21 protein-coding genes are annotated in these 25,233 nt (G+C 61.7%); 17 read left to right on the forward strand and 4 right to left on the reverse strand.

The window, feature by feature from the left end:
• Positions 1 to 109 precede the first annotated feature (109 nt).
• The gene (locus tag HBO10_RS25965) at positions 110 to 1,114 is read left to right on the forward strand and encodes an AAA family ATPase (RefSeq protein ID WP_034126055.1); all 1,005 of its coding nucleotides are present in this window, start codon (positions 110 to 112) and stop codon (positions 1,112 to 1,114) included.
• A gap of 53 nt (positions 1,115 to 1,167) precedes the next feature.
• Entirely contained in the window at positions 1,168 to 1,770 is a 603-nt protein-coding gene (locus HBO10_RS25970) for a VWA domain-containing protein (RefSeq protein ID WP_034126054.1), read from the forward strand.
• A gap of 240 nt (positions 1,771 to 2,010) precedes the next feature.
• Here HBO10_RS25970 and HBO10_RS25975 read toward each other — a convergent pair whose 3' ends face one another.
• Positions 2,011 to 2,958 carry a DUF1853 family protein gene (locus HBO10_RS25975; RefSeq protein WP_034126053.1) on the reverse strand — a complete coding sequence of 316 codons (948 nt, stop codon included), beginning with the start codon at positions 2,956 to 2,958 and terminating at the stop codon, positions 2,011 to 2,013.
• Positions 2,959 to 3,102: 144 nt separating this feature from the next.
• Between HBO10_RS25975 and HBO10_RS25980 the strand changes: the two genes are divergently transcribed.
• Genes HBO10_RS25980 through pepN form a run of 6 tightly spaced genes read left to right on the forward strand, consistent with a single transcriptional unit; the run spans position 3,103 to position 9,603 of the window.
• Complete coding sequence (locus HBO10_RS25980) at positions 3,103 to 3,993, forward strand: NAD(+) kinase (protein WP_003217892.1); 891 nt, start codon at positions 3,103 to 3,105, stop codon at positions 3,991 to 3,993.
• Positions 3,990 to 4,964, forward strand: a complete 975-nt coding sequence (locus HBO10_RS25985) for a metallophosphoesterase (RefSeq protein WP_161793215.1) — start codon at positions 3,990 to 3,992, stop codon at positions 4,962 to 4,964. The genes HBO10_RS25980 and HBO10_RS25985 overlap by 4 nt, the downstream gene beginning before the upstream one ends.
• A complete protein-coding gene (locus tag HBO10_RS25990) occupies positions 4,961 to 5,830 on the forward strand; it encodes a rhomboid family intramembrane serine protease (RefSeq protein ID WP_034126052.1) in 870 nt (289 codons plus the stop codon). Before HBO10_RS25985 ends, HBO10_RS25990 begins: the two co-directional genes overlap by 4 nt.
• Before the next feature lie 14 nt (positions 5,831 to 5,844).
• A complete protein-coding gene (locus tag HBO10_RS25995) occupies positions 5,845 to 6,105 on the forward strand; it encodes a DUF1315 family protein (RefSeq protein WP_005788688.1) in 261 nt (86 codons plus the stop codon).
• A complete protein-coding gene (locus HBO10_RS26000) occupies positions 6,102 to 6,932 on the forward strand; it encodes a DUF2797 domain-containing protein (RefSeq protein WP_003190752.1) in 831 nt (276 codons plus the stop codon). Before HBO10_RS25995 ends, HBO10_RS26000 begins: the two co-directional genes overlap by 4 nt.
• 13 nt (positions 6,933 to 6,945) lie before the next feature.
• Positions 6,946 to 9,603: an aminopeptidase N gene (gene pepN, locus HBO10_RS26005; protein WP_034126051.1), complete on the forward strand. Its 2,658-nt coding sequence runs from the start codon at positions 6,946 to 6,948 to the stop codon at positions 9,601 to 9,603.
• A gap of 137 nt (positions 9,604 to 9,740) precedes the next feature.
• Here pepN and HBO10_RS26010 read toward each other — a convergent pair whose 3' ends face one another.
• Genes HBO10_RS26010 through HBO10_RS26020 form a run of 3 tightly spaced genes read right to left on the reverse strand, consistent with a single transcriptional unit; the run spans position 9,741 to position 13,024 of the window.
• Positions 9,741 to 10,583 carry a metal-dependent hydrolase gene (locus tag HBO10_RS26010; RefSeq protein ID WP_034126050.1) on the reverse strand — a complete coding sequence of 281 codons (843 nt, stop codon included), beginning with the start codon at positions 10,581 to 10,583 and terminating at the stop codon, positions 9,741 to 9,743.
• A gap of 15 nt (positions 10,584 to 10,598) precedes the next feature.
• Positions 10,599 to 11,489, reverse strand: coding sequence for an SDR family NAD(P)-dependent oxidoreductase (locus HBO10_RS26015; protein WP_034126049.1), 891 nt, complete (start codon positions 11,487 to 11,489; stop codon positions 10,599 to 10,601).
• Entirely contained in the window at positions 11,486 to 13,024 is a 1,539-nt protein-coding gene (locus tag HBO10_RS26020) for an NAD(P)/FAD-dependent oxidoreductase (RefSeq protein WP_034126048.1), read from the reverse strand. The genes HBO10_RS26015 and HBO10_RS26020 overlap by 4 nt, the downstream gene beginning before the upstream one ends.
• Before the next feature lie 287 nt (positions 13,025 to 13,311).
• On the opposite strand from HBO10_RS26020, the gene HBO10_RS26025 reads away from it, so the two are divergent.
• From HBO10_RS26025 to HBO10_RS26065, 9 genes are all read left to right on the forward strand, one after another.
• Positions 13,312 to 14,310: an alpha/beta hydrolase gene (locus HBO10_RS26025; protein ID WP_034126047.1), complete on the forward strand. Its 999-nt coding sequence runs from the start codon at positions 13,312 to 13,314 to the stop codon at positions 14,308 to 14,310.
• Positions 14,311 to 14,617: 307 nt separating this feature from the next.
• Positions 14,618 to 15,898 (forward strand): alkane 1-monooxygenase, encoded by a 1,281-nt coding sequence (locus HBO10_RS26030; protein WP_034126046.1) that lies wholly within the window; start codon positions 14,618 to 14,620, stop codon positions 15,896 to 15,898.
• Between the two features lie 125 nt (positions 15,899 to 16,023).
• Positions 16,024 to 16,518: an alkane oxidation protein activator PraA gene (gene praA / locus HBO10_RS26035; protein ID WP_034126045.1), complete on the forward strand. Its 495-nt coding sequence runs from the start codon at positions 16,024 to 16,026 to the stop codon at positions 16,516 to 16,518.
• Between the two features lie 134 nt (positions 16,519 to 16,652).
• The gene (praB, locus tag HBO10_RS26040) at positions 16,653 to 17,156 is read left to right on the forward strand and encodes an alkane oxidation protein activator PraB (RefSeq protein ID WP_034126044.1); all 504 of its coding nucleotides are present in this window, start codon (positions 16,653 to 16,655) and stop codon (positions 17,154 to 17,156) included.
• 125 nt (positions 17,157 to 17,281) lie between these two features.
• Entirely contained in the window at positions 17,282 to 18,691 is a 1,410-nt protein-coding gene (locus HBO10_RS26045; RefSeq protein WP_034126043.1) for an outer membrane protein transport protein, read from the forward strand.
• A gap of 249 nt (positions 18,692 to 18,940) precedes the next feature.
• Positions 18,941 to 21,451 (forward strand): acyl-CoA dehydrogenase, encoded by a 2,511-nt coding sequence (locus HBO10_RS26050; RefSeq protein ID WP_169922156.1) that lies wholly within the window; start codon positions 18,941 to 18,943, stop codon positions 21,449 to 21,451.
• Positions 21,452 to 21,678: 227 nt separating this feature from the next.
• Positions 21,679 to 23,022 (forward strand): 3-oxoacyl-ACP reductase, encoded by a 1,344-nt coding sequence (locus HBO10_RS26055; protein ID WP_034126041.1) that lies wholly within the window; start codon positions 21,679 to 21,681, stop codon positions 23,020 to 23,022.
• A gap of 3 nt (positions 23,023 to 23,025) precedes the next feature.
• Positions 23,026 to 23,916 carry a MaoC/PaaZ C-terminal domain-containing protein gene (locus HBO10_RS26060; RefSeq protein ID WP_034126040.1) on the forward strand — a complete coding sequence of 297 codons (891 nt, stop codon included), beginning with the start codon at positions 23,026 to 23,028 and terminating at the stop codon, positions 23,914 to 23,916.
• Positions 23,913 to 25,211, forward strand: a complete 1,299-nt coding sequence (locus tag HBO10_RS26065; RefSeq protein WP_034126039.1) for an acetyl-CoA C-acetyltransferase — start codon at positions 23,913 to 23,915, stop codon at positions 25,209 to 25,211. Before HBO10_RS26060 ends, HBO10_RS26065 begins: the two co-directional genes overlap by 4 nt.
• Positions 25,212 to 25,233: the final 22 nt, after the last annotated feature.

Genomic DNA, 25,233 nt, shown 5'->3' on the forward strand with positions numbered 1-25,233 from the left:
TCCGCGTGGGAATGCAGCCCGTGACGCTCTGCGTCACAAGAACGGACGCCGAGCGTCCAGCGAAGCGTTCCCACGCGGGAGCGTTTGAACGCGTTATTAAGAGTTGACTATGACTGATATTCCCCATTTTCCGCTGGCCGCCGTGGTCGGCGCTGATGACTTGAAGCTCGCGCTGTGCCTGGCCGCCATCGACCCGAAGATCGGCGGCGTGCTGATCGAAGGGCCACGCGGCATGGCCAAGTCGACTCTGGCCCGTGGGCTGGCAGACCTGCTGGCCAGCGGGCAGTTTGTAACCTTGCCCCTGGGGGCGACCGAAGAGCGCCTGGTCGGCACCCTGGACCTGGATGCCGCGCTGGGCGAAGGCCGTGCGCAATTCTCCCCCGGTGTGTTGGCGAAGGCTGACGGTGGGGTGTTGTACGTGGATGAAGTCAACCTGCTGGCCGACCACTTGGTGGACCTGCTGCTGGACGTAGCCGCCAGCGGCACCAACTTGATCGAACGCGACGGGATTTCCCATCGCCATGCGGCGCGCTTTGTACTGATCGGCACCATGAACCCGGAGGAGGGCGAGTTGCGCCCGCAGTTGCTCGACCGCTTCGGCTTCAACGTGGCCTTGAGCGGGCAGACTCTGCCCGCCGAGCGCGGGCAGATCATCCGGCGTCGCCTGGATTTCGACACTGACCCGGCTGCGTTCTGCGCGCAGTGGGCGCCAGCGCAAGCTGCCTTGCGCGAACGCTGCACCCTGGCACGGGCACGGCTAGACAGGATCGCCCTGGATGACCAGGCGTTGGCCCGCATCACCGAGCGCTGCTTTGCCGCTGGGGTCGACGGCCTGCGTGCCGACCTGGTCTGGTTGCGTGGCGCCCGTGCCCATGCGGCTTGGCGTGGCGCCGCTGCTATCGAGCAGGAAGATATCGACGCGGTGGCGGAGTTTGCCTTGCGCCATCGACGTCAGCAGCAAGCGCCGGCAGGCGCGCCGCCCCCGCCGAATGACGGGCCGTCGTCGTCACCTTCTGAAACCTCGCCCGGCCAAGGCCAGTGGGGCGATATGCCCGCCCCCGCCTTGCCCACGGGCGCACGCCGCGATGTACCCACCTGGCCAAAAAAGCCCTAGGCATCCGCCCCCGACCTGACGCGGGGGCGGATGCCCGGCCCCAGGCGGGGCGATTGAACACCGGCCGGCAGGGCAAGGCCCGCAGCGCACAGCGCGGGGCGATCAATTGGCCGGGCACGTTGCTGGGTGGGCGGCCGCAATGCCGTGAGGACCTGCTGTTCCACCTGCGCAGCCGGTCGGCTCCTGAACTGTGGCTGGTGATTGTCGATGCCTCGGCGTCCACGCGGCGCCATCGGGCACTGACCGATGCCAAGGGGCTGCTGGCCCAGCTGTTTGATGATGCTTATCGCCAACGGGCGCGTATGGCGTTATTGACGGCCAGCGGGCAATCGCCGAAGTGGCAGGTGCAAGGTTTGAAGGCGGCGAAAGGCTTGTCCGATTGGTTGGAGCAGTTGGGAGCGGGCGGCGGGACGCCGTTGCTGGCTGCGCTGACCGAGGCGGGGCATTGGTTGGCGGCGCGACGCAAGCGCTATCCTGCCGAGCAACAGAAGTTGCTGGTGGTGACCGATGGGCGGCTAAAGGCGATGGGCGCGCTGCCGCGATTGGAGTGTCCAGGCATGTTGATTGACATCGAGCGTGGGCCGATCAGGTTGGGGCGGGCTGAGGAATTGGCGGTGGGTTTGCAGTTGGAGTATCAGCACATCGATAAGCTGTAGCGCCTGGGCTATCGCCATCGCAGGCAAGCCAGCTCCCACATGGAATCGGCGCTGCGGTCAATTCTGTAGGAGCGAGCTTGCTCGCGAAAAACGTCAACGATAACCCGTGTTTGCTGAATGAACGCGGAGTCAGTGAGTTTTTCGCGAGCAAGCTCGCTCCTACAAAAGGCAAGCCAGCGGCGCGGTCAAACTGTGGGAGCTGGCTTGCCTGCGATGAGGCCCTCAAACACCCCACACCTATCAGCCTGTCCCCGGCACATTCGGCCAAAGATCGGCCACCAGAAACAACCGCTCGGCTTCCTCCCACTCCTCACCGTTCGGCACCATGCGCACCAGCAACTGCGCCGGGGCCATTGGGTCTAGCTCTGCCAGCCAGTCTTGCATCTGCACCTCACTCCACACTTCATCGGCCGGGTAATGCGCGGGCGCCAGCCAGGCATGGCGGGGCAGGGGTTGCCAGCGACCCTCTGGGCGGGTGCTGACAAAGTCCGTCCAGTCGCGCTGATGCAACCAGCGCCCACGCAGATGCTGCGGGTGAGCGCCGAGGGGGGAGTGCGCCGCGCCGGGCCAGGGGTAGAGCAGATAGCCGCCGAGCCACAAGTGCGCATCGAACGCTTGGATATCCAACGCCGCCAAGGCTTCGCGGCTTTCTGCCCGCGCGGAGATCGGCAGTTGATGCTGGGCAAGGTGCGCGAGTTTGCGGTCCAGCCGATCATGGCAGCCAGGCCCCAGCCATTGCGTAGCGTCCTGGCCGTTGCCGTCCTGCGGGCCGAGGTAGAGTTTGATCGCCAGTTCCAGGTGATGCACCCCATCGCGGTCGCGCAGCAGCATGTCCAGTTCGCCCAGCGTGTGCCCGGCACGGCGGATCGGCAGGTTGGCGGCCAGCAACTCCACACCCGGCGCATGCTGCACCGCAAATTGCCACAAGCGCTCGTAGTACAGGCCCAGGCGCCGGGTACGTGACAGGCTCAGCCACTGCTGCAACGCGCTGCTGTCCTGGTCCAGCTGGCGCAGCCAGGCTTCGAGTTGGTGAGGAGCTTGCACCCAGTCACTGCCCGCCAGCGGATGGCGCTGCGGCCAAGGCGTCTGCGCCAGCATCGGCGGCGCGAGCATCACCCACGCCAGGTCGCGCACCTCGGGATGGCGCAGTTGGCGGGGCAGGGTGTGCAAGTCGGGGAATGGGGTCATGGTCCGAGCATAGCCTTTTCAGCGTGCAGAAGGTGCCTGAGAACCATTGTCATCAAGGCTTGGCGGCGACAAAGGATTTTGCCTGAGGCGGCCTTTCGCCCATAATCGCTCTTTTTGCCTCACCCCAGATCCCGCAGGAGCCCCATGGAGCAATTTCGCAATATCGGCATTATCGGTCGCCTGGGCAGTACCCAGGTGTTGGACACCGTCCGCCGGCTGAAGAAGTTTCTGCTCGAGCGCCACCTGCATGTGATCCTCGAAGACACCATCGCTGAAATCCTCCCTGGCCACGGCCTGCAAACCTCGTCGCGCAAGATGCTCGGCGAGGTGTGCGACATGGTCATCGTGGTCGGTGGCGATGGCAGCCTGCTCGGCGCTGCCCGGGCGCTGGCGCGGCATAACGTGCCGGTGCTGGGCATCAACCGTGGCAGCCTGGGCTTTCTGACCGATATCCGCCCCGATGAGCTGGAAGTCGAAGTGGCCAAGGTGCTCGACGGCCATTACCTGGTGGAGAACCGCTTCCTGCTGCAGGCCGAAGTGCGCCGCCATGGCGAGGCGATCGGCCAGGGCGATGCCCTTAACGACGTGGTGCTGCACCCCGGCAAGTCCACGCGCATGATCGAGTTCGAGCTGTACATTGATGGCCAGTTCGTCTGCAGCCAGAAGGCCGACGGCCTGATCGTCGCCACGCCCACCGGCTCTACCGCCTACGCGCTGTCGGCCGGCGGCCCGATCATGCACCCCAAGCTCGATGCCATTGTGATCGTGCCGATGTACCCCCATATGTTGTCCAGTCGGCCAATTGTGGTCGATGGCAACAGTGAGCTGAAAATCGTGGTGTCCAAAGACATGCAAATCTACCCGCAAGTCTCCTGCGACGGGCAGAACCATTTCACCTGCGCCCCCGGTGACACCATCACCGTGAGCAAGAAGGCACAGAAGTTGCGCTTGATCCACCCGCTGGATCACAACTACTACGAAGTGTGCCGCACCAAGTTGGGCTGGGGCAGCCGCTTGGGAGGTGGAGGCGACTGATGCTCGATCCCGCGCGTAGCTACGACCTGATTGGTGACGTGCATGGTTGCGCTCATACCCTTGAGCACTTGCTCGACCAATTGGGTTACCACAAGCAGGGCGGCACTTGGCGCCATCCGTCACGCATGGCTGTGTTCCTGGGCGATATCATCGACCGTGGCCCACGCATCCGTGAGGCGCTGCATATCGTCCACGATATGACCGAGGCCGGCCAGGCGCTGTGCATCATGGGTAACCACGAGTTCAATGCGTTGGGCTGGACCACGCCGGCACCGCCGGGCAGTGGCAAGCAGTTCGTGCGTGAGCACAACCCGCGCCACGCCCGCTTGATCCAAGAGACCCTGACCCAGTTCGAACACCACCCGGCCGACTGGCACGACTTCCTCGGCTGGTTCTACGACATGCCGCTGTTTGTCGACGCCGGGCGTTTTCGCGTAGTGCACGCGTGCTGGGACGACAGTTTTATCCAGCCGCTGCGCGCCACCTTCCCGGACGGCTGCATCGACCAACACTTCCTGCAAGCCGCCGCCGTACCGGGCAGTTTCGCCTGCAATGCATTCGATCGCCTGTTGCGCGGCACCGATATGCGCCTGCCCGATGGGCTCACCCTGACCGGTGGCGATGGCCTGACGCGGTCGTTCTTTCGCACCAAGTTCTGGGAAGACGACCCCAAGACCTACGGCGACATCGTGTTCCAGCCCGACGCCTTGCCAGAGCCGGTGGCACGCACGCCGTTGTCGTCCACGCAAAAGAATTCCCTGCTGCGCTATGGCGTCGATGAACCGCTGTTGTTCGTCGGCCACTACTGGCGCAGCGGCAAACCGGCGCCGATCCGCCCGAACCTGGCCTGCCTGGACTACAGCGCGGTGCTGTACGGCAAGCTGGTGGCGTATCGGCTGGACCAGGAAACCCAGCTGGATCCGCGTAAATTCGTATGGGTCGACGTTGAGCGACCAGAGGCCATTCCATGAGTACCGTAGCTGTATTGCGCTTGCCCCTGAGCGTTGACCTGGGTGGTTTCGTCAAGTTGCTGCACCGCATGCAGGTGCCGCACCGCGTCAGCGAGGAGGCCGGTGAACAGGTGCTGTGGGTGCCCGAGGCCATCAGCGACGATGTGCGCGTGTTGTATCAACGCTTCCCCGCTGGCGACCCCGACCAGCAACTGGATATTCCCGAGCAGGCGCCGGTTACGCGGCCAGGTTTTGTCCAGCAGGTGCGCCACAGCCCAGTCACCGCACTGGTGCTGTTGGCCAGCCTGATTGTGGGTGCGGTGACCCTGCTGGGTGAAAACCTGCAAACCATGGCCTGGCTGACCTTCCTGCCGTTCCGGGTGCTGGGCGAGTACATCCAGTTCACGCCGTTGGCCGACACGCTGGCCTCGGGGCAGTGGTGGCGCCTGGTCACGCCGATGCTCATCCACTTCGGCACCCTGCATCTGGCCATGAACGGCATGTGGTACTGGGAGCTGGGTCGGCGCATTGAAGCGCGCCAGGGCAGCATCAACCTGCTGGGCCTGACCCTGTTGTTCAGCCTGGTCTCCAACTACGCGCAATACGCCTACGGTGGCCCCGGCTTGTTTGGCGGTTTGTCCGGCGTGTTGTACGGCCTGCTCGGGCACTGCTGGATCTTTCAATTATTGTCGCCCAACCCGGCCTATCGCCTGCCCCGTGGGGTGCTGGTGATGATGCTGGTGTGGTTGCTGCTCTGCCTGTCGGGGCTGGTCTCGATGATCGGTTTCGGCGAAATCGCCAACGCGGCCCATGTGGGCGGGTTGGTCATCGGTTGCTTGACGGGTTTGCTCGGTGGTTTGTACAACCGTCGCAAAGCGTCTCTTTGATAAGGAAGAGCCTTATGTCCTCTTTTGCTGAAATGATCGAAAACATCACCCCGGACATCTACGAGAGCCTCAAGCTCGCGGTAGAGATCGGCAAATGGTCCGATGGCCGCAAGCTCACCGCCGAGCAGCGCGAATTGTCGTTGCAAGCGATGATCGCCTGGGAGATCCAGAACCTGCCCGAAGAGCAGCGCACCGGCTATATGGGCCCGCAGGAGTGCGCGTCCAAGTCAGAACCGGTGGCGAACATCCTGTTCAAGTCGGATGCGATCCATTGATTGAAATTGGTCGCGGTGCAGTCAGCAAAATGTCGGCGCAACTCGGTGAGCCGACCGTTCAATACGCCTTTCGCCTGGGCGACACCGAGGTGCCGGTCAATCCGTTGATCGGCACCCATGTACGCCTGGAATACCTGGGCGCGATTCATTGCAGCCATTGCGGGCGCAAGACCAAGACCAGCTTCAGCCAGGGCTATTGCTACCCGTGCATGACCAAGCTGGCCCAGTGTGACCTGTGCATCATGAGCCCCGAGCGTTGCCATTACGACGCCGGCACCTGCCGCGATCCGGGTTGGGGCGAGACATTCTGCATGACCGACCACGTGGTGTACCTGGCCAACTCGTCGGGGATCAAGGTCGGTATTACACGCGCTACACAGTTGCCCACCCGTTGGCTGGACCAGGGCGCCAGCCAGGCGTTGCCGATCATGCGCGTGGCGACGCGCCAGCAATCGGGCTTCGTCGAAGATCTGTTTCGCAGCCAGGTGGCCGACAAGACCAACTGGCGTGCCTTGCTCAAGGGCGACGCGCAATCGGTGGACCTCAAGCAGGTGCGTGATGAGCTATTTGCCTCTTGCGCCGAGGGCTTGCTGGGTTTGCAGGAACGCTTTGGCCTGCAAGCCATCCAAACTATTGCTGACATCGAGCCGATTGAAATCCGCTACCCGGTCGAGCAGTATCCGACCAAGATCGTCAGCTTCAACCTGGACAAGAACCCGATTGCCGAAGGCACGCTGCTGGGGATCAAGGGCCAATACCTGATCTTCGACACCGGCGTTATCAACATTCGTAAATACACGGCCTACCAGCTCGCCGTGCATCAGTAGAAGGATCCCAAGCATGCGCACCGAACAACCGAAGATGATTTACCTGAAGGACTATCAGGCGCCGGACTACCTGATCGACGAGACGCACCTGACCTTCGAGTTGTTCGAGGACCACAGCCTGGTCCACGCGCAGTTGGTGATGCGCCGCAACCCCGAGCGCGGCGCCGGTTTGCCTCCATTGGTACTCGATGGCCAGCAACTTGAGCTGTTGAGTGTCAACCTGGCCGACCAGCCGCTCACGGACGCTGACTACCAGCTGACCGACAGCCACCTGACGGTGCAGCCAAAGAGTGAGACTTTCACCCTCGACACCACCGTCAAGATCCACCCGGAAACCAACACCGCCCTGGAAGGCTTGTACAAATCCAGCGGTATGTTCTGCACCCAGTGCGAGGCCGAAGGTTTCCGCAAGATCACCTATTACCTCGACCGCCCGGACGTGATGAGTGTGTTCACCACCACGGTGATCGCCGAGCAACACAGCTACCCGGTGCTGTTGTCCAACGGCAATCCGATTGCCAGCGGCCCTGGCGAAGACGGCCGGCATTGGGCGACCTGGGAAGATCCATTCAAGAAGCCGGCGTACCTGTTTGCGCTGGTGGCCGGTGACCTGTGGTGCGTCGAAGACAGCTTCACCACCATGACCAACCGCGAAGTCGCGTTGCGCATCTACGTCGAGCCGGAAAACATCGACAAGTGCCAGCACGCCATGACCAGCCTGAAAAAATCCATGCGCTGGGACGAAGAAACCTATGGTCGCGAGTACGACCTCGACATCTTTATGATCGTGGCGGTCAACGATTTCAACATGGGCGCCATGGAGAACAAGGGCCTTAACATCTTCAACTCCAGCGCCGTGCTGGCCCGCGCCGAAACCGCTACCGATGCCGCCCACCAGCGCGTCGAAGCCATCGTCGCCCACGAATACTTCCATAACTGGTCGGGCAACCGCGTGACCTGCCGCGACTGGTTCCAACTGTCGCTCAAGGAAGGCTTCACCGTGTTCCGTGACTCGGGCTTCTCTGCCGACATGAACTCGGCCACGGTCAAGCGCATCCAGGACGTGGCGTACCTGCGTACACACCAGTTCGCTGAAGATGCCGGCCCCATGGCCCACGCGGTGCGCCCGGACAGCTTTATCGAGATCTCCAACTTCTACACCCTGACCGTGTATGAAAAGGGCTCGGAAGTGGTCGGCATGATCCACACCTTGCTCGGTGCCGAGGGCTTTCGCAAAGGCAGCGACCTGTATTTCGAACGCCATGACGGCCAGGCCGTGACCTGCGATGACTTCATCAAGGCCATGGAAGACGCCAATGGCGCCGACCTCAGCCAGTTCAAGCGCTGGTACAGCCAGGCAGGTACCCCGCGCCTGGCGGTAAGCGAGGCCTACGATGCGGCGGCCAAGACCTACAGCCTGACCTTCCGCCAGAGCTGCCCGCCGACTCCGGACAAGGTCGAGAAATTGCCCTTCGTGATCCCGGTGGAGCTGGGCTTGCTGGACGGGCAGGGCGCCGGCATTGCCTTGCGCCTGGCCGGTGAAGCGACGGCGGGCGACACTTCGCGGGTAATCTCGGTGACCGAAGCGGAGCAGACGTTTACCTTCGTCGACATCGCTGAAAAACCCTTGCCTTCGTTGCTGCGTGGTTTCTCGGCGCCGGTGAAGCTCAGCTTCCCGTACAGCCGCGATCAACTGATGTTCCTGATGCAGCACGACAGCGACGGTTTCAACCGCTGGGATGCTGGCCAGCAGTTGGCGGTGCAGGTATTGCAGGAACTGATCGGCCAGCACCAGGCGGGCCAGCCGCTGAAGCTTGATCAGCGCTTGATCGACGCGCTGCGCACGGTGTTGAGCGATGAAAGCCTGGACCAGGCCATGGTCGCCGAAATGCTCTCGCTGCCGAGCGAAGCCTACCTCACGGAAATCAGCGAGGTGGCGGACGTGGACGCTATCCACGCTGCCCGCGAGTTTGCCCGCAAGCAACTGGCCGACAACCTGTTCGAAGGCTTGTGGCTGCGCTACCAGGCCAACCGCGAGCTGTCCAAGCAAACGCCTTACGTGGCAGAGGCCGAGCACTTCGCCCGCCGTGCGCTGCAGAACATCGCGCTGTCTTACTTGATGCTCAGCGGCAAGCCAGAAGTGGTGGCGGCCACCCTGGATCAGTTCGACACCAGCGATAACATGACCGAACGCCTGACGGCGTTGGCGGTGTTGGTGAACTCGCCGTTCGAAGCAGAGAAAGCCCAGGCCTTGGCGGTGTTTGCCGAAAACTTCAAGGACAACCCGCTGGTCATGGACCAATGGTTCAGCGTACAGGCCGGCAGCACCTTGCCGGGCGGGCTGGCGCGGGTCAAGGCGTTGATGGAGCACCCGGCGTTCACCATCAAGAACCCCAACAAGGTGCGCGCACTGGTGGGCGCATTTGCCGGGCAGAACCTGATCAACTTCCATGCGGCGGATGGCTCGGGCTATCGCTTCCTGGCGGACCTGGTGATCCAGCTCAATACGTTGAACCCGCAGATCGCCTCGCGCCAACTGGCGCCGCTGACACGCTGGCGTAAATACGACAGCGCACGGCAGGCGCTGATGAAAGCGGAGCTGGAGCGCATCCTGGGCGCGGGTGAGCTGTCCAGCGATGTGTTTGAGGTGGTCAGCAAGAGCCTGGCGTAAACCTTATTGCTTTATGTAGGAGCGAGCTTGCTCGCGAGGAACTCACAGGCGCCGCGTTCATTCAGGAAGCACGCGTCATCGTTGACGTTTTTCGCGAGCAAGCTCGCTCCTACAGGCGGCAGGGTTGATCCCTGGCACTAGGCCGATTCATAGCTGCGGCGCGTGCGCTCTATCTCTTCGACCAACCGGTCAATGCCCGCCAACCGTGCTCGGTTGTCATGATCCCAAGGATGAAAGCCCGGCTTGAAATAATGCAGCCACGGCCGGAACATCCGTGGAAACACCCCCTTGGGCCCATACAAGAACTTCACCATGCGCCACAAGCCCTTCAGCGTGCCGCCCGAAGTGCGGTCGGCAATCAACAGGCGCACGTGAAAATCCAGCACCACCACCCAGAACAGCACGCTGGTGGTCAGCATGGTCCCCGTGCGCAGCAGGTAACGTGCAGGCCCTGGTTTGATCACCCTGTTCCACACATCGAACGCCACGGCTTTGTGTTCGGTTTCTTCCAGGGCGTGCCAGTACCACATCTGCTGGTAACCCTTGAGTGAGTCGCCAAAGCGCGACGGGTCGCTCAGCAGGATTTCTGCGAGCATGGCGGTGTAGTGTTCCAGGGCGATGGTCACCGCCAGGTTGAACGATGGCGGCAGGTGTTTTTTCTGCAGGTCGAGGAAGAACTTCAAGCGTCGGTCAAGGGTGTGCGCCGGCAGGCCGGCCGCTTGCAGCAAGTCGTTGTAGGCCACGTGCTCACGGCTGTGCATGGCCTCCTGGCCGATAAACCCCTGGATCTCTTTTTTCAGTTCGGCATCGTCGATCTGCCCACGGTAGTGGCGCACGCTGTCCATGAAGAACAGCTCGCCCTGGGGAAACAGCAACGACAGGGCATTGAAGAAATGGCTGACTACAGGCCCTTGTTCGTGCCAGTTCTTGATGCGCTCGGCAGGCAAGGCAAAACGGATATCGCGACGGATCGGCAACATGGTGCGTGCTCCTGTTCAGAGTCGGGGCTCGTCGTTGGTTTCAAACACTGGCGTGCGCGGCTTGGGCGCCATGCGCTTGCTGGCAAACACCACCAGGGCCTGATAGGCCGCCGGCAGGCAACGGGCGAGCAGATCGAGGAAATAGGCATCGCGGCCAATCAGCACGCGGCGCTTGTTTTTGCGTACGCCTTGCAAGATCACTTTGGCGGCCTGGTCGGCGTCGGTGATGAAGAGTTTTTCGAAATCGGCGCGGGCTTGTTGCTCGCTGTGGATGAGAAAGCCGGTCATGTTCGCGTCGATGCGGCTGCTGCGGCAGATATCGGTACGAATGCCGCCGGGGTGTACACAGGTGGCCGACACGCCGCAGCGTTGCAGGTCGAGTTCCTGGCGCAAGGCTTCGGTGAAACCGCGCACGGCGAACTTGGTGGCGTTGTAGCCGCTCATGCCGGGCTGGGCGAACAGGCCGAACACGCTGGACGTATTGATGATATGCCCGTCGCCGCTGGCCTTGAGGTACGGCAGGAATGCCTTGGTGCCATGCACCACTCCCCAGAAGTTGATGCCGACGATCCATTCCAGGTCGGTGTAATCCATGCCTTCGACGGTGCTCGACAGCGCCACCCCGGCATTATTGAAGACCAGGTTGACCTGGCCGTGCTCGGCCGCGCAACGCGCCGCCCAATCGAGCATGGCCTGGCGGTCGGACACGTCCAGCACTTGGGTGGTGACAGTGACGGGCGACAAGGTCGAGGTGCGGATCAGCGCCAGGGTCTGTTCCAGGCCCTGGCTGTTTTTGTCTGCCAGCGCCAGGTGACACCCTTCCCGCGCCAGCGCCAGGGCCAGTGCGCGGCCCATGCCGGAAGCCGCGCCGGTGATCGCCGCGACGCGGCCGTTGAATGACTTCATGACAGGCTGCCTTCTGTGGTGGAGTGGGGCGTTGCAACCGCTCGAGGAAGGGCGGGCGCCGGCGCCTGGCTAACGCTGTAGTCCTTGAGGGCAAAATGCCGGGTGACCTGTTTGAAGCGCCAGGTTGAGCCGGGCCACAGCGTGGTGTTCTTGCCGGTGCGCGGGTCGAGGTACCAGCTCTGGCAGCCGCCGGTGTTCCAGATGGTGCGCTTGAGCTTGTCCTGCAACTGCTGGTTGTAGGCGTGCTCCACGGCGGGCTTGATCTCTACCGTGGTAAGGCGCTGGCGCTGCATGTGTTTCAGGGCGTCGAGGATGTACGCGACCTGGGCCTCGATCATCAGGATCATCGAGTTATGCCCCAGGCCGGTGTTGGGGCCCACGATCAGAAACAGGTTCGGGTAGCCCGGCACGGTGGTGCCTTTGTAGGCATGGGCGCCATCGCGCCAGGCGTCCATCAGGTCGATGCCGTCACGGCCGATGATGCAGCCACGGGGCAACGGGTCGCTGGCCTGGAAACCCGTGCCGAAGATCAGGCAATCGGCGGGGTGCTTGATACCGTCGGCGGTAATCACGCCGTCGGCTTCGATGCGCAGTACGCTGTCGGTGACCACCTCGACATTGCTGCGCGAGAGTGCCGGGTAGTAATCGTTGGAGATCAACACCCGCTTGCAGCCGATGGTGTAGTCCGGCGTCAGGGTTTTGCGCAGGGAAGGGCGGGCCACTTGTTTGCGCAGATGACGCAGGGCGATTTTCTGCACCATTTTCATCAGGCGTGGATGCAGGGCAAAGCCCACCACACGGCCTTCCAGCGCCCAGTAAAGCGTAGCGCGCACCAGCTTTTGGGTGAGTGGTACATGCTTGAACAACCAGCGCTCGAACGCTGAAATCGGCCGATCAGGCTTGGGCATGATCCACGGCGGTGTGCGCTGGAACAGGTCCAGGTGCGCTACCTGCGGGGCGATCTGTGGCACGAACTGGATGGCGCTGGCACCGGTGCCGATCACCGCCACGCGCTTGCCCTTCAAGGAGTACTCGTGATCCCACTGCTGGGAGTGGAAGCGCTTGCCCTTGAAACTGTCCAGCCCTGGGATGTCCGGCATTGCCGGGCGCGACAAGCCCCCCATGCCCGACACCAGCACCCGTGCGCTGACCTGGCGGCCGTCGCTGAAGGTCAGTTGCCAGCGCTGCTGCTGTTCATCAAACACCGCATGTTGCAGGCCCATGCCAAAGCGCAGATAGGGCGCCAGCTCGAAGCGCCTGGCGCAGTCTTCCAGATAGGCGCGGATCTCGGGTTGCGCCGCGAACTGTCGCGTCCAGTTCGGGTTGGGCGCAAAGGAAAACGAATACACATGGGACTGCACGTCGCAGGCGCAACCTGGGTAGTGGTTGTCGCGCCACGTGCCGCCGAGGGTCTGGGCCTGTTCGGCGATAAAGAAGTCGGTGAGCCCGGCTTCCTTGAGTTTGATCGCCATGCACAGGCCCGCGAACCCGGAGCCAATGATGGCGATGTCGATTGAGTCACTGGGGGCATTCATAGGGCTGCCTCGTCAATAAAGCGCTTGGGCATCGGATGTGCTCCTGTTTTTGTTTTGTCTTTTAGATAGAACACCATTGCAAAGGAAAATTGAATTATTTATTTTAAAAAAGATTTTAAATAATCTACCTGAAAAATTCGCCTACGCTAGGGCCTTGTTACGCATGAGCGATTTGTCCGACGGACGAACGTGGTATGCATGAAGTCTAGGTCCAGGGTGTGGACGATGGCTGGGGCCAGATCAATTCCGGTCGGGTCGCCAGCAGCAGGGAAGCAGAGGACCGAGCTATGGCTGTCGAATGGGTTGTCGCTGCGGGAGTGCTGGCAGGCGCCAGTGCTGCGTTGTGGGGCTTGAGTGCCTGGATGACGCGGCGCATTGAAGCGACTGTGCCGATCAACGGGCGCTTCGTCGAGGTGGATGGCGAGCGCTTTCATTATGTCGAAGAGGGCAAGGGCCCGCCGCTGGTGATGATTCACGGGCTGATGGGCAGTAGTCGCAACCTGACCTATGCCTTGTCCGGTCAGTTGCGTGAGCATTTTCGGGTCATCAGCCTCGACCGGCCGGGCTCAGGCTATTCCACCCGGCACAGCGGCACGCCGGCAGACTTGCCGGCCCAGGCGAGACAAATCGCGGCCTTCATCAATACGCTGGATCTGGGTAAACCGCTGGTACTGGGGCACTCCCTGGGCGGCGCGATTGCCCTGGCGCTGGCCCTCGACCATCCCCATGCCGTATCCGGGCTGGTGCTGGTTGCGCCCTTGACTCACCCCCAACGCATGCTGCCGCTGGTGTTCCTGTCTCTGGCCGTGCGCCCGGCCTGGCTGCGGCGCTGGGTAGCGCACACCTTGACCCTGCCCATCGGCCTGCTGACCAAAGACTCGGTGGTGAAGGGCGTATTTGCCCCCGATCCTGCGCCGCCGGACTTCGCCACCCGTGGCGGCGGTTTGCTGGGCATGCGACCCGACAATTTCTACGCGGCGTCCACCGAGATCAACCGGGCCAACGACCATCTGCCGGAGATGGTCAAGCGCTACTCCCGATTGACCCTGCCCATCGGCCTGATCTACGGGGCGCAGGACAAGGTGCTCGACTTCCAGAAACACGGCCAGGCCCTGGCCAGCAAGGTGCCAGGGCTGAAAATGCAGGTGATTGAAGGCCGTGGGCATATGTTGCCGATCACCGCCACCGAGCGCGTGGCGGCGCTGGTGGAGCAGGTGGCCAAGCGGGCTCGACCCGGCGAGAGCGTCCGGCCGATAAACCCACCTGTCGCCCTGGCGAGCCAGTAACAGTGCCACCTGACTGCGGCGCCTGGCGTTGACGCCTGCCCCTGAGTACCTGACCAAACGGCTGAAAAGAGACTGCTCGGTCACGGAAAAAAGGGCTGGAGAAACTAGTTGACGACCTAACGATTCCGCGCTATTTATTTAAAAAAATTATTTCAATGTGTAATTTGAAATTATTTTTGAAATGCCTAAGAGCGAATAAAATAATGAAAAAAACGCCTTTTATCGCATGGTTGATTTCCCGGAGCAGTCAACGCTCCGTATACCTGTCGTCTGTCTCGTTGCCCACCGAATGCGTTCGGAGGCTGCCATGAACCAGACTCTGGCAGCCCCGCATGTCTGGGCCGACGGCAAACGCCACCTGTGGTGGCTCGGCATCATGCCGCTGGCGACGCCCTTGCTCTCCGGCGCCCTTGCCATCACCACAGGCGTGCAACAACTGTGGTGGGTGGGCGTGCTGGTGATCTTCGGCTTGATCCCGCTGATTGACGGCCTGCTCGGCGAAGACGTCAGCAACCCGCCCGAATCTGCGGTCAGCCACCTTGAATCCCAACGCTACTACCGCTGGATCGTCTACACCGGCGTGCTGTTTGTGATTGCCTCGGTGGTCATCACCGGTTGGCTCGCTGCGGGCGGTATCGACTGGATCATCAACGGCGGCCTGTTGCACGCCACGGCCACCCTGGAACCTTCTAACTGGCTGGCCAGGACCGCCGCGTTCATCACCGCACGCACTGAACTTCACGGTGCAGTCAGCTGGTCGACTTATGTGGGCATGGCCATGTCCACCGGTGCCGCCACCGGCATTGCCATCAATACCGCCCATGAACTGGGGCACAAACCCAAACCCCTGGAAGTGTTCCTGGCCAAGGTCACCCTGGCGCCGACCTTCTACGGTCACTTCTACACCGAACATAATCGTGGCCATCACGTACGGGTCGCCACTCCGGAAGACCCAGCCAGCTCGCGCCTCGGTGAAAGTTTCTGGGCATTCCTGCCGCGTTCGGTGTGGTTCAGCGCTGTGTCGGCCTGGAACCTGGAGCGCGAACGCCTGCGCAAACTCGGCCTGCCGGCCCTGCACTGGAAGAACGCCGTGCTCAGCGCCTGGATGTACAGCGTGGTGTTGTGGGGCGCGATGATTGCCTGGCTGGGGGCGGCGGTAATTCCGTTCCTGATTATCCAGGGCATCTACGGGTTCTCGTTGCTGGAAGTGGTGAACTACGTCGAGCATTACGGCCTCAAGCGTCAGAAGTTGCCCAATGGCCGTTATGAACGCTGCTCGCCGCGTCACTCGTGGAACAGTAATCGAATTGTCACCAATATCTTTCTGTTCCAGTTGCAGCGCCACTCCGATCACCATGCCAACCCCACGCGTAGTTATCAGTCGCTGCGTCACTTTGATGAATCACCGCAACTTCCGTATGGCTACGCCAGCATGATTGTCTGGGCTTATGTGCCGTACTTGTGGCGGCGTCGCATGGACCATCGTGTACTGAATCACTATGCCGGCGATATCAACCTGACCAATCTTCAGCCGTCAAAGCGCTTGAAGTACCTGGAGAAGTACAGCGGCACTGCCAAGCCGTTTTGAGATGAAGTAAGCCTTCAGGGTGTACTCGGGATCTGTGTATCGCGCAGGTCCCTGTCGCCCGGCGTTTTGAGTGCAAGAACCTGGTTTGACCCTACAACAATAATTTCAAGGGAAGGACGTACACCATGCAAAGTTCTGCCAAGTTCACCGCCCACATCCTGTTGGCGGCCATGGGCCTGATTGCTTACCACCAGGCCCAGGCTGCGCGTATCGAACCCCCTGGCAGTGCCTTCACCGCCCAAGGACCTATCAGCTTTTCCAAAGGCAAGCTCATCAGTGCCGACTGCACCATCAAGGTAGCCGGCAAGGTTGCAGCCGATGGTTCATCGGTGAATGTCGACAAAGTCGAGTTCGACGGTGGCCTCAAGTGCAGCCGTGTCGAAGCCATCAACTTGCCTTGGGTGTTAATCGCCAAAGATACAAAAAGCGGCTCCATGTCGAAGATCAGCGTGGACGTGCATGCCTTTGGCCTGGGCGGCAAGTGTGGGCCGTCGACGGCCGACGGAACTTGGGATAACGCCACCGGCAAGTTGGAAGCCGTTGATGTTGCGATTGGCGAAGACTGCAAGATCAAGACGGTGTCGATCAAGATGCCGCCCAACTTCAAAGTTGTCGAATAACACGTTCCGACAGTTGTAGCGGTAAATGCATTGAAATTTGGCTGGAAAGGGAAGTTCTGCAGTTTCACCGTGACCTCTCGATCATGGCCATTACCCCTGGCGAAATGAATCGCCATAACATGTGAGGAAAAACAATGAAAAGCTTGAAAACCCTCGTTTGTGCAACTTCGTTTGCTCTGTGCTTTGGCGCTGTTTCAATGGCCAATGCGGCAACTATTGCGCCTGCCGGTAAGGGATTCACCACTGCGGGGTCCATCACGGTCACGTCGCCCGCTTCGTTGAACCTGCCGGTGACGTGCAACATCGTATTTACTGGCTCGGTCGCCGCCAACGGGGCGAGTGCCTCGATTACCGGCGCGCAGGTCAGCGGTTCCAACGCGCTCTGTGGTGTCCCTCAGTTGCTGGGCTTGCCATGGACATTGAACGTGGCAAGTGGCGGTCCTGATGCCTTCAACGGTACGGTTTCAGGTGTGAACTTCAAAATTCTCAACAACTGCTCCGCCTCGCCAGTGACCATCAATGTCGGCTTCAAAAACTCCACCAATACCCTGACCGTACCCAGCGCCCAAACGGTTGGCTCCTGCAAAATTACCGCTCTGACCGCTACCCCAAGCCCGGCCTTTACCGTGACCCCGTAAGTGCCGTGAGTGGTTGACGTGATGATCACACGTTGAAAACACCAGTGCCTCGCAAGAGGCACTGGCTGCGGGAACCCAGGTCGGGAAAACCGATCCTGGAGGATAAAAACAATAAGGAGTGGAGCATGAATAATAAGAAACAGCAGGCACGCACGTTATTGAGCCTGGCGATTCTTGGCGGCCTGATCACGGCAACGGGACACGCACACGCGGGCGGTTTTTCGACGCCGACCTTTGGTGCTCCAGGATGGGGGCGTGCCTTCGGCGGTGGCTCACTGTTCCAGAATGACCCCTCCGCGGCTTACAACAACCCGGCCGGCATGGCATTCATTGATAACACGATCTCCCAATTTACCGTCGATTACGCTCGTATCAATGTCAAATACAAGGGCACGGCGAAGGATTACGCAGGCAACGCGCCTGTGGCCGTCGACCCAACGGATTTAAGTTCTACGCCGCGCACCGGCGATGGCGGGCAAGGTGGCTTCACCGCTTGGCTCCCCACCGGCTTCATGGTGATACCGCTCAACGACCGTTTTGCGTTCGGGCTCAGCCAAGTGGTGCCGATGGGCGCACGCACGACCTGGGATGACGACTGGATCGGTCGCGACTTTGCCGTCGATACGCGCATTGAAACGGTAGGGGTGACAGGCTCCTTGTCGTTCAAGGTCAATGATGAGTTTTCGGTGGGGGCCGGCGCGATTCTCCAGCACACCAAAGGCTTTGTAAGCCAGAATCTCGACTTGTATTCCGCAGCAGCGTTGTCACCTGAAATCGGCATACCGTTCCCCTCGGGAGTGGGCTCATCGCTGATGCGGGTCAAGGTGGATAACACCTCGGTCGGCTGGTTTGCGGGCGTGGTCTGGAAACCCACCGAGTTCGATACCCTGGGCTTGAATTATCACGCGAAGATCAAGAACAAACTGGAAGGCAAGTACAGCATTTATGCTGACGAGGCCAACAAGTCACTTATCGAAGGTGGCCTGCCAGCCTTGGCATACCCGGGGCTGGACCTCAACGTCAATGGTGCCAAGGCGTCAACGCAACTGGATGTGCCAGCCAACGCTTCCATCGACTGGGTCCATCAGTTCAACGATCGCCTCACGCTGGGCGCCAGCGTCACCTGGACCCAATGGTCCTCGTTCAAGGCGTTGACATTGAAGTCAGAGGGGACGCAAATCGTGTCGATTCCCTACAACTACAAGGACGCCTGGATGGTGTCGCTCGGCGGTGACTACAAATTCACCGACGACTTTACCTTCCGTGCGGGTGTCGCAACCGACCAGACGCCCACGCGCAATTCCACACGTGACCCACGTATCCCAGACGGTGACCGGATTTTCGCCTCCCTGGGGTTTGGCTACAACATTCGCGCGATTCCAGGTTTGAGTATCGACGGTGCCTACTCACGGCAATTCGTTGAGAAAGCCAAGCTCAGAACCCACAACCAGGATCGCCTGGGTGGGGCCACGCTCGATGGAAAAGCCGATGCCAAAGGCGAAGTAGTCAGTCTCTCAGCGACTTACGCGTTCTGATCCAGTGCGAGCGCAAGATGGCTTGAAGGCTGGAAGCGGGGTCGCATAGGCGACCCTGATTGATCCCATCCAATCATGACGACCGAGGCGGGCCTGTTCAGCCGCTATTTTTTTCGCTCAGCGATTAAATAAAAATTTCAAAACAAAATTTGAATTTACGCTTTGAAGTTTGTAGTGTGATTTTTAGCCGCAGTTCATGTCGAGCTGCTCATGCGTTTGCCACACCCTGAATCAAGTAGAGGTATCCCCATGCTTATCTGGTTATTGGTGGGTCTCGCCGCCGCGATTACCCTGGCGTATCGACAAGGCGCCGCTACCTTGTGGCTGGGCGCTGGCCTGGTCTGGTTGGTGGTGGGTTACCTGTTCAACGCAGTGGCCGTGCCAGGCATTGCCTTGGCGGCAGTGTTGGTGGTGCTGCCCGCCTTGGTGCTGGCAATCAAACCCCTGCGCCGCAAGCTGCTGACCACCAAGGCTCTGGGCCTGTTTCGCACGATCATGCCGGCGATGTCCGATACCGAGCGTGCGGCCATCGAGTCCGGCACCGTGTGGTGGGATGCCGAGCTGTTCAGCGGCAAGCCCGACTGGCAGCGTCTGCTGCAAGCCGCGCCGGCCAGCCTGAGCGCGGAGGAGCAAGCCTTCCTCGACAACGAAGTCGAAACCCTGTGCGACATCGCCAACGACTGGGAAACCACGCAGGTCTGGCAGGACATGTCCCCCGAGGGCTGGCAGTACACCAAGGATGCCGGGTTCCTCGGCATGATCATTCCCAAGCAGTACGGCGGCAAAGGCTTCTCCCACTACGCCCATTCCCAGGTGGTGATGAAGCTGTCGACACGCTGCTCGGCGGCAGCGATTTCGGTGATGGTCCCCAATTCCCTGGGCCCGGCCGAGCTGCTGCTGCATTACGGCACCGACGCCCAGCGCAACTACTACCTGCCGCGCCTGGCACGCGGTGACGATATTCCGTGTTTCGCCCTGACCAGCCCCTATGCCGGCTCCGATGCCGGCGCGATCCCTGACCTGGGCATCGTCTGCAAAGGCATGCATGAGGGCGAGGAAGTACTGGGTTTCAAAGTGACCTGGGACAAGCGCTACATCACCCTCGGCCCGATTGCCACGGTGCTGGGCCTGGCGTTCCGCGCCGAAGACCCGCAGGGCTTGCTTGGCGCGCCTGGTTCCCTGGGCATTACCTGTGCGTTGATCCCCACCTCCCATCCAGGGGTAAACAGCGGCCGGCGTCACTGGCCGTTGAATGCGGTTTTCCAGAACGGTCCTACTACCGGCAAGGATGTGTTCATTCCCTTGGAGTGGGTGATCGGTGGTCGCGAACAAATCGGCAACGGCTGGCGCATGTTGATGGAATGCCTGGCGGCAGGCCGGGCGATTTCCCTGCCATCGGCCAACGTCGGCCTGGGTAAAGTGGCGGTACGCGGTACCACAGCCTATGCGGCGATGCGCAAGCAATTCGGCCTGCCCATCGGCAAGTTCGAAGGTGTACAGGCGCCGCTGGCGCGCATGGCCGGGCATCTGTATGCCTGTGATGCGGTGCGCAAGGTGTCGGTGGCATCCCTGGACGCCGGCGAGAAACCGTCGGTGATCTCGGCCATTGCCAAGTACCACGTCACAGAGCGGGCGCGCATCATCGTCAACGACGGCATGGACATCGTCGCCGGCAAAGGCATCTGCATGGGCCCCAATAACTTCCTCGCCCGTGCCTACCAGCAAAGCCCCATCGCCATTACGGTGGAAGGTGCGAACATCATGACCCGCTGCCTGATCATCTTTGGCCAGGGCTTGATTCGTTGCCATCCCTACGTGTTCCGTGAGATGGAAGCGGCGCACAACCCCGACCGGCGCAAGGCCCTGGAAGACTTCGACAGCGCAATGTTTGGCCATGTGAGTTTTGTCGTGGCCAACACCGTACGCGCAGCGGTGCATGCCCTGACCGGCGGACGCCTGATTGCGTCCCCGGCCAAGACCGACTCGGCGCTGGCTGCCTACTACCGCCAGGCCAATCGGCTGTCGGTGGTGCTGGCGCTGATCTCGGATATTTCCATGGGCGTGCTGGGAGGTGCCCTCAAGCGCAAGGAAAGTATTACCGGGCGCCTGGGGGATATTTTGTCGCAGTTGTACATCCTGTCTTGCGTGCTCAAGCGCTTCGAGGATGACGGCAGGCCCCAGGCGGACTTGCCGCTGGTGCACTGGGCGGCCCAGGACGCCTTGTTGCGCGCCCACGAAGCCTTGGCCGAAGTGCTCGACAACTACCCTTCAAAACCCGCAGCAGCAGTAGTGCGCACCTTGAGCTTTCCGTTTGGCATCCCGCTGCGCAAACCGTCGGACCGCCTGTTGGCGCAGGTGGCGGAGGTGGTGCAGACCCCTGGCGAGACCCGCGACCGTTTGCTGGCCAACTCCTACATCCCACATCCGGAAGTCGACAAGCTGGCCTACGGCGAATTGGGTTTCCGTTTGCTGCCACAAGTGGAGCTGATCGAGGCGCGGCTAAAGCCCGCCATCAAGCAAGGTCTGCTCGGCCCGCTGCCGATTTCTGCCACGGCCTTCACCGATTGGCGCGTGAAGGCGCGGGCGCTGGATTTGATCAGCGACGACGAAGACGCCTTGCTGGCGCGCTATGTGGAATACGCCGACCACGGTATCCAGGTGGACGACTTTCCCCAGGACTTTGGTTTGCTGGAGGCTCTGCAGCAGCGTAAGCAGGCGCTCGAGCCGGTGGCCAAACGGCGCAGCGTCCCGGTCAATTAAGAGAAAACCCGGTCCACAGGTGGGAACTGCTTGCCTTGAATACCAGGCAGAAGGCTTTTTGTAGGAGCGAGCTTGCTCGCGAAGAACTCACAGGCGCCGCGTTGATTCAGGAATCCAGCGTTATCGTTGACGTTTTTCGCGAGCAAGCTCGCTCCTACAGAGGGCGATCCAGTTCCCCACATTTGACCGGTTTATCAGGCAAGAACTGTGTTGTGAGTGGACTCCTTATGAGTGACAGCTACCTTTCGTTCGTCAATTCCCCCTGGGGCCGGCGTCTGGCCCAGGCGGTCGGCTTGCCGCAACCCTTGCCCCTGCAACGGCATCGCAGCGGCCAGGCCGGCCTGGCTAATCCTGTGATCATCGCCGGGGCAGGGCGCCTGGTGGCCTCGGTGCAGCGCGTGTTCAGCGCCACCGACACCGTCGCCGCGAGCCCGGCGACGCTCAAGGCACCGTCCACGGTCAAGGTGCAAGGCGCGGTGTTCGACGCCAGCGGCGTGACCGACCTGCAACAGTTGGATGAGCTTTACCTGTTCTTTCACAGCAATGCCAAGCGCCTCAGCCAGCATGGCCGAGTAGTGGTGCTCGGCACGGCACCCGAGCATTGCGACGACTTGCCCCAGGCCATCGCCCAACGCGCCCTTGAAGGCTTGGTGCGTTCGCTGGCCAAGGAACTGCGCCGCGCGATCACCGTGCAACTGCTGTACGTGGCGCCGGGCGCGGAAGACGCGCTGGACAGCAGCCTGGGGTTTTTCCTGTCGCGCCGTTCCGCCTATGTCTCGGGGCAGGTGGTGCGCCTGGAAAAACCGGTCGATGGCCATGCCGCCATCAACTGGGACAAACCCTTTGCCGGCAAACGCGCCCTGGTCACCGGCGCCTCCCGTGGCATCGGCCTGGCGATTGCCCAGGTGCTGGCGCGGGACGGTGCCCATGTGGTGTGTGTGGACGTGCCCCAGGCCCAGGAAGCCTTGCAGCAGGCGGCGACCAGCGTGGGCGGTTCGGCGTTGCCTCTGGATATTACCGCCGCCGACACCGCCTCACTGTTGCAAACCCACGTCAGCCAATACGGCGCCTTTGATGTGGTGGTGCACAACGCCGGGATCACCCGCGACAAGACCATCGCCAAAATGACAGAGGGCGCCTGGCGCAGTGTGCTGGCGGTCAATCTCGAAGCGCCGTGGCAGCTCAGTGAGGCCTTGCTCGACAGTCAGGGTTTGAACCCTGGTGGGCGCATTGTGTGCGTGTCGTCGATTTCCGGTATCGCCGGCAACCTGGGGCAGAGCAACTACGCCACGTCCAAGGCCGGTGTGATAGGCCTGGTACAGGGCCTGGCACCGCGTGCGGCAGCCCGGCAGGTCACGGTGAACGCGGTGGCGCCCGGCTTTATCGAGACCCAGATGACCGCGAAGATCCCGCTGATGATCCGCGAAGCGGGGCGGCGCATGAATTCGTTGTCCCAGGGCGGGCAACCCATCGACGTGGCCGAGACCATCGCCTGGCTGGCGCATCCGGCGTCGGGCGGCGTCAATGGCCAGGTGGTGCGGGTGTGCGGCCAAAGCCTGTTGGGAGCCTGACCGATGGACTACTTGACGCAGATTATCGACCCACCGCCGTCGCGCACGCAGTTGTTGCTCGACGGCCTGCGCGCCTTGCGCAAACCCAAACTCGACGGTGCGCCGCCATTGCCTGCAGCACGCCTGGTGCGCAGCGCGGTGGAGCTTTCGTCGGCCGGTATCGCCGCTTACGCACGGGCGTGCGGTTTTCGTCGCGAGCAGGGCGTGCCATTGTCCTATCCCCATGTGCTGGCGTTCCCACTGCACCTCATGCTGCTGACTCGGCCAAGCTTCCCGTACCCGGCCAGTGGCATGGTGCACCTGGCCAATCGTATTCGTCAGAACCAGCGCTTGCACGAGGGCCAGGCGCTGCGCCTGGAGGTGTATTGCGAGCGCTGGGTGGCCCATCCAAAAGGGCAGGCCTTGAGTATCGCCACCCGTGCCTACAGCCAGGAAACCCTGGTGTGGGAAAGCGACAGTCTGTATTTGCGCCGTGACGTCAGCAATCCGGTGGGTGAACCCTGGAATGACCCTCTGCCGCTACAGGAAGACGGCCTGTTACGCACCCAGCGCTGGGTACTGCCCGCCGACCTGGGGCGACGCTTTGCCAAGGTGTCGGGGGATTTCAATCCCATTCACACGTCGGTCATCGGTGCCAGGCTGTTCGGCTTTCGTCGCGCCATCGCCCATGGCATGTGGACCCTGGGCCGCGCATTGGCAGCGCAACAGCCGCCCGGTGGCCTGGACCAGGCCGAGGCCCATTGCGACTTCAAATTGCCGATCTTCCTGCCCGGCCAGGTAGTCCTGTGGGGCCACCCCGTAAGCGGGCCACGGCGCGAGTTCGAAGTGCGCAATTTCGCCGGAGACAAGCCCCATATGCGCGGGCTATTCATTTGGAAAGAGAGCCAGCAATGAGTGACTACAGTTTTACCCCAGCCCCGTCCCGCCGCGTGGCGATTATCGGCGGCAACCGTATTCCATTTGCGCGCTCCAACACGGTGTATGCCCACGACAGTAACCAGGACCTGCTGGTCGCCGCCCTGCAAGGATTGGTGGAGCGCTACAACCTGCACGGCCAACGCCTGGGTGAGTTTGCCGCCGGAGCGGTGATCAAGCACTCACGGGATTTCAACCTGGCCCGCGAGGCGCTGTTGTCCACCACGTTGTCGGCGCAAACCCCTGCCTATGATGTGCAACAAGCCTGTGGCACAGGGCTTGAAGCCGCGCTGCTGGTGGCAAATAAAATCGCCCTCGGCCAGATCGAAGTGGGCGTTGCCGGTGGTGCCGACACCACCTCCGACGCGCCCATTGGCATCAACGAATCCTTGCGCCATACCTTGCTTGCGGCCAATCGCGCCAAAAGCCTGGGCGGCAAGCTCAAGGCCTTGATGAAAGTACGCCCATCGATGCTGTTCAAACCGTTGCTGCCGCGCAATGGCGAGCCGCGCACCGGCTTGTCCATGGGCGAGCACTGCGAAGAAATGGCCAAGCGCTGGCAGATCAAGCGCCTGGCCCAGGACGAGCTGACCCTCACCAGCCACCAGCGCCTGGATGCGGCTTATAAACGCGGCTTCTTCGACGACCTGATCAGCCCCCATCGCGGCTTGGCCCGTGACAACAACCTGCGTGCCGATATCAGCCTGGAAAAGCTCGCCGGCTTGTCGCCGGCCTTCGACCGCCAGAACGGCACGCTCACCGCCGGCAACTCCACGCCCCTGACCGATGGCGCCTCGGTGGTGCTGCTGGCCAGTGAAGAATGGGCCGCCGCCAATGGCTGGCCGGTGTTGGCCTACTTGCGCACCGGCGAAACGGCTGCGGTGAATTTTGTCGACGGCACCGAGGGCCTGCTGATGGCGCCGGCTTACGCCGTGCCACGCATGCTTGCGCGGGAAGGCTTGAGGTTTGCCGACTTCGATTTCTTCGAGATCCACGAAGCGTTCGCCGCCCAGGTGCTGTGCACGCTCAAGGCCTGGGAAGACCCGCAGTATTGCCGCGAGCGACTCGGCCTTGACGCCCCCCTGGGCGCCATCGACCGGGCCAAGATGAACGTCAACGGCGGCTCACTGGGCTGCGGCCATCCCTTTGCGGCCACCGGTGGCCGGCAACTGGCGGCGCTGGCCAAGGCCATCCATGAACGCGGTGGCGGTCGCGGCCTGATTTCGATCTGCGCGGCGGGTGGGTTGGGCATCACCGCCATCGTCGAAAAGTAGCGCTATCAAAAACAACAATAAG

The organism is Pseudomonas sp. WS 5503 (assembly GCF_012985385.1).
In the GTDB taxonomy this organism is placed as follows: Bacteria; Pseudomonadota; Gammaproteobacteria; order Pseudomonadales; family Pseudomonadaceae; genus Aquipseudomonas; species Aquipseudomonas paracarnis.

Excerpts from the sequence above, each read along its gene's own strand:
- HBO10_RS26065 (WP_034126039.1), top strand. The coding sequence starts at position 23,913 with ATGAGTGACTACAGTTTTACCCCAGCCCCGTCCCGCCGCGTGGCGATT.
- HBO10_RS25990 (WP_034126052.1), top strand. The coding sequence starts at position 4,961 with ATGAGTACCGTAGCTGTATTGCGCTTGCCCCTGAGCGTTGACCTGGGT.
- HBO10_RS25980 (WP_003217892.1), top strand. The coding sequence starts at position 3,103 with ATGGAGCAATTTCGCAATATCGGCATTATCGGTCGCCTGGGCAGTACC.
- HBO10_RS26010 (WP_034126050.1), bottom strand. The coding sequence starts at position 10,583 with ATGTTGCCGATCCGTCGCGATATCCGTTTTGCCTTGCCTGCCGAGCGC.
- HBO10_RS26020 (WP_034126048.1), bottom strand. The coding sequence starts at position 13,024 with ATGAATGCCCCCAGTGACTCAATCGACATCGCCATCATTGGCTCCGGG.
- HBO10_RS25995 (WP_005788688.1), top strand. The coding sequence starts at position 5,845 with ATGTCCTCTTTTGCTGAAATGATCGAAAACATCACCCCGGACATCTAC.
- HBO10_RS26060 (WP_034126040.1), top strand. The coding sequence starts at position 23,026 with ATGGACTACTTGACGCAGATTATCGACCCACCGCCGTCGCGCACGCAG.
- HBO10_RS25965 (WP_034126055.1), top strand. The coding sequence starts at position 110 with ATGACTGATATTCCCCATTTTCCGCTGGCCGCCGTGGTCGGCGCTGAT.
- praA (WP_034126045.1), top strand. The coding sequence starts at position 16,024 with ATGCAAAGTTCTGCCAAGTTCACCGCCCACATCCTGTTGGCGGCCATG.
- HBO10_RS26030 (WP_034126046.1), top strand. The coding sequence starts at position 14,618 with ATGAACCAGACTCTGGCAGCCCCGCATGTCTGGGCCGACGGCAAACGC.
- HBO10_RS25975 (WP_034126053.1), bottom strand. The coding sequence starts at position 2,958 with ATGACCCCATTCCCCGACTTGCACACCCTGCCCCGCCAACTGCGCCAT.
- HBO10_RS26045 (WP_034126043.1), top strand. The coding sequence starts at position 17,282 with ATGAATAATAAGAAACAGCAGGCACGCACGTTATTGAGCCTGGCGATT.
- praB (WP_034126044.1), top strand. The coding sequence starts at position 16,653 with ATGAAAAGCTTGAAAACCCTCGTTTGTGCAACTTCGTTTGCTCTGTGC.
- HBO10_RS26025 (WP_034126047.1), top strand. The coding sequence starts at position 13,312 with ATGGCTGTCGAATGGGTTGTCGCTGCGGGAGTGCTGGCAGGCGCCAGT.
- pepN (WP_034126051.1), top strand. The coding sequence starts at position 6,946 with ATGCGCACCGAACAACCGAAGATGATTTACCTGAAGGACTATCAGGCG.
- HBO10_RS26015 (WP_034126049.1), bottom strand. The coding sequence starts at position 11,489 with ATGAAGTCATTCAACGGCCGCGTCGCGGCGATCACCGGCGCGGCTTCC.
- HBO10_RS26055 (WP_034126041.1), top strand. The coding sequence starts at position 21,679 with ATGAGTGACAGCTACCTTTCGTTCGTCAATTCCCCCTGGGGCCGGCGT.
- HBO10_RS26050 (WP_169922156.1), top strand. The coding sequence starts at position 18,941 with ATGCTTATCTGGTTATTGGTGGGTCTCGCCGCCGCGATTACCCTGGCG.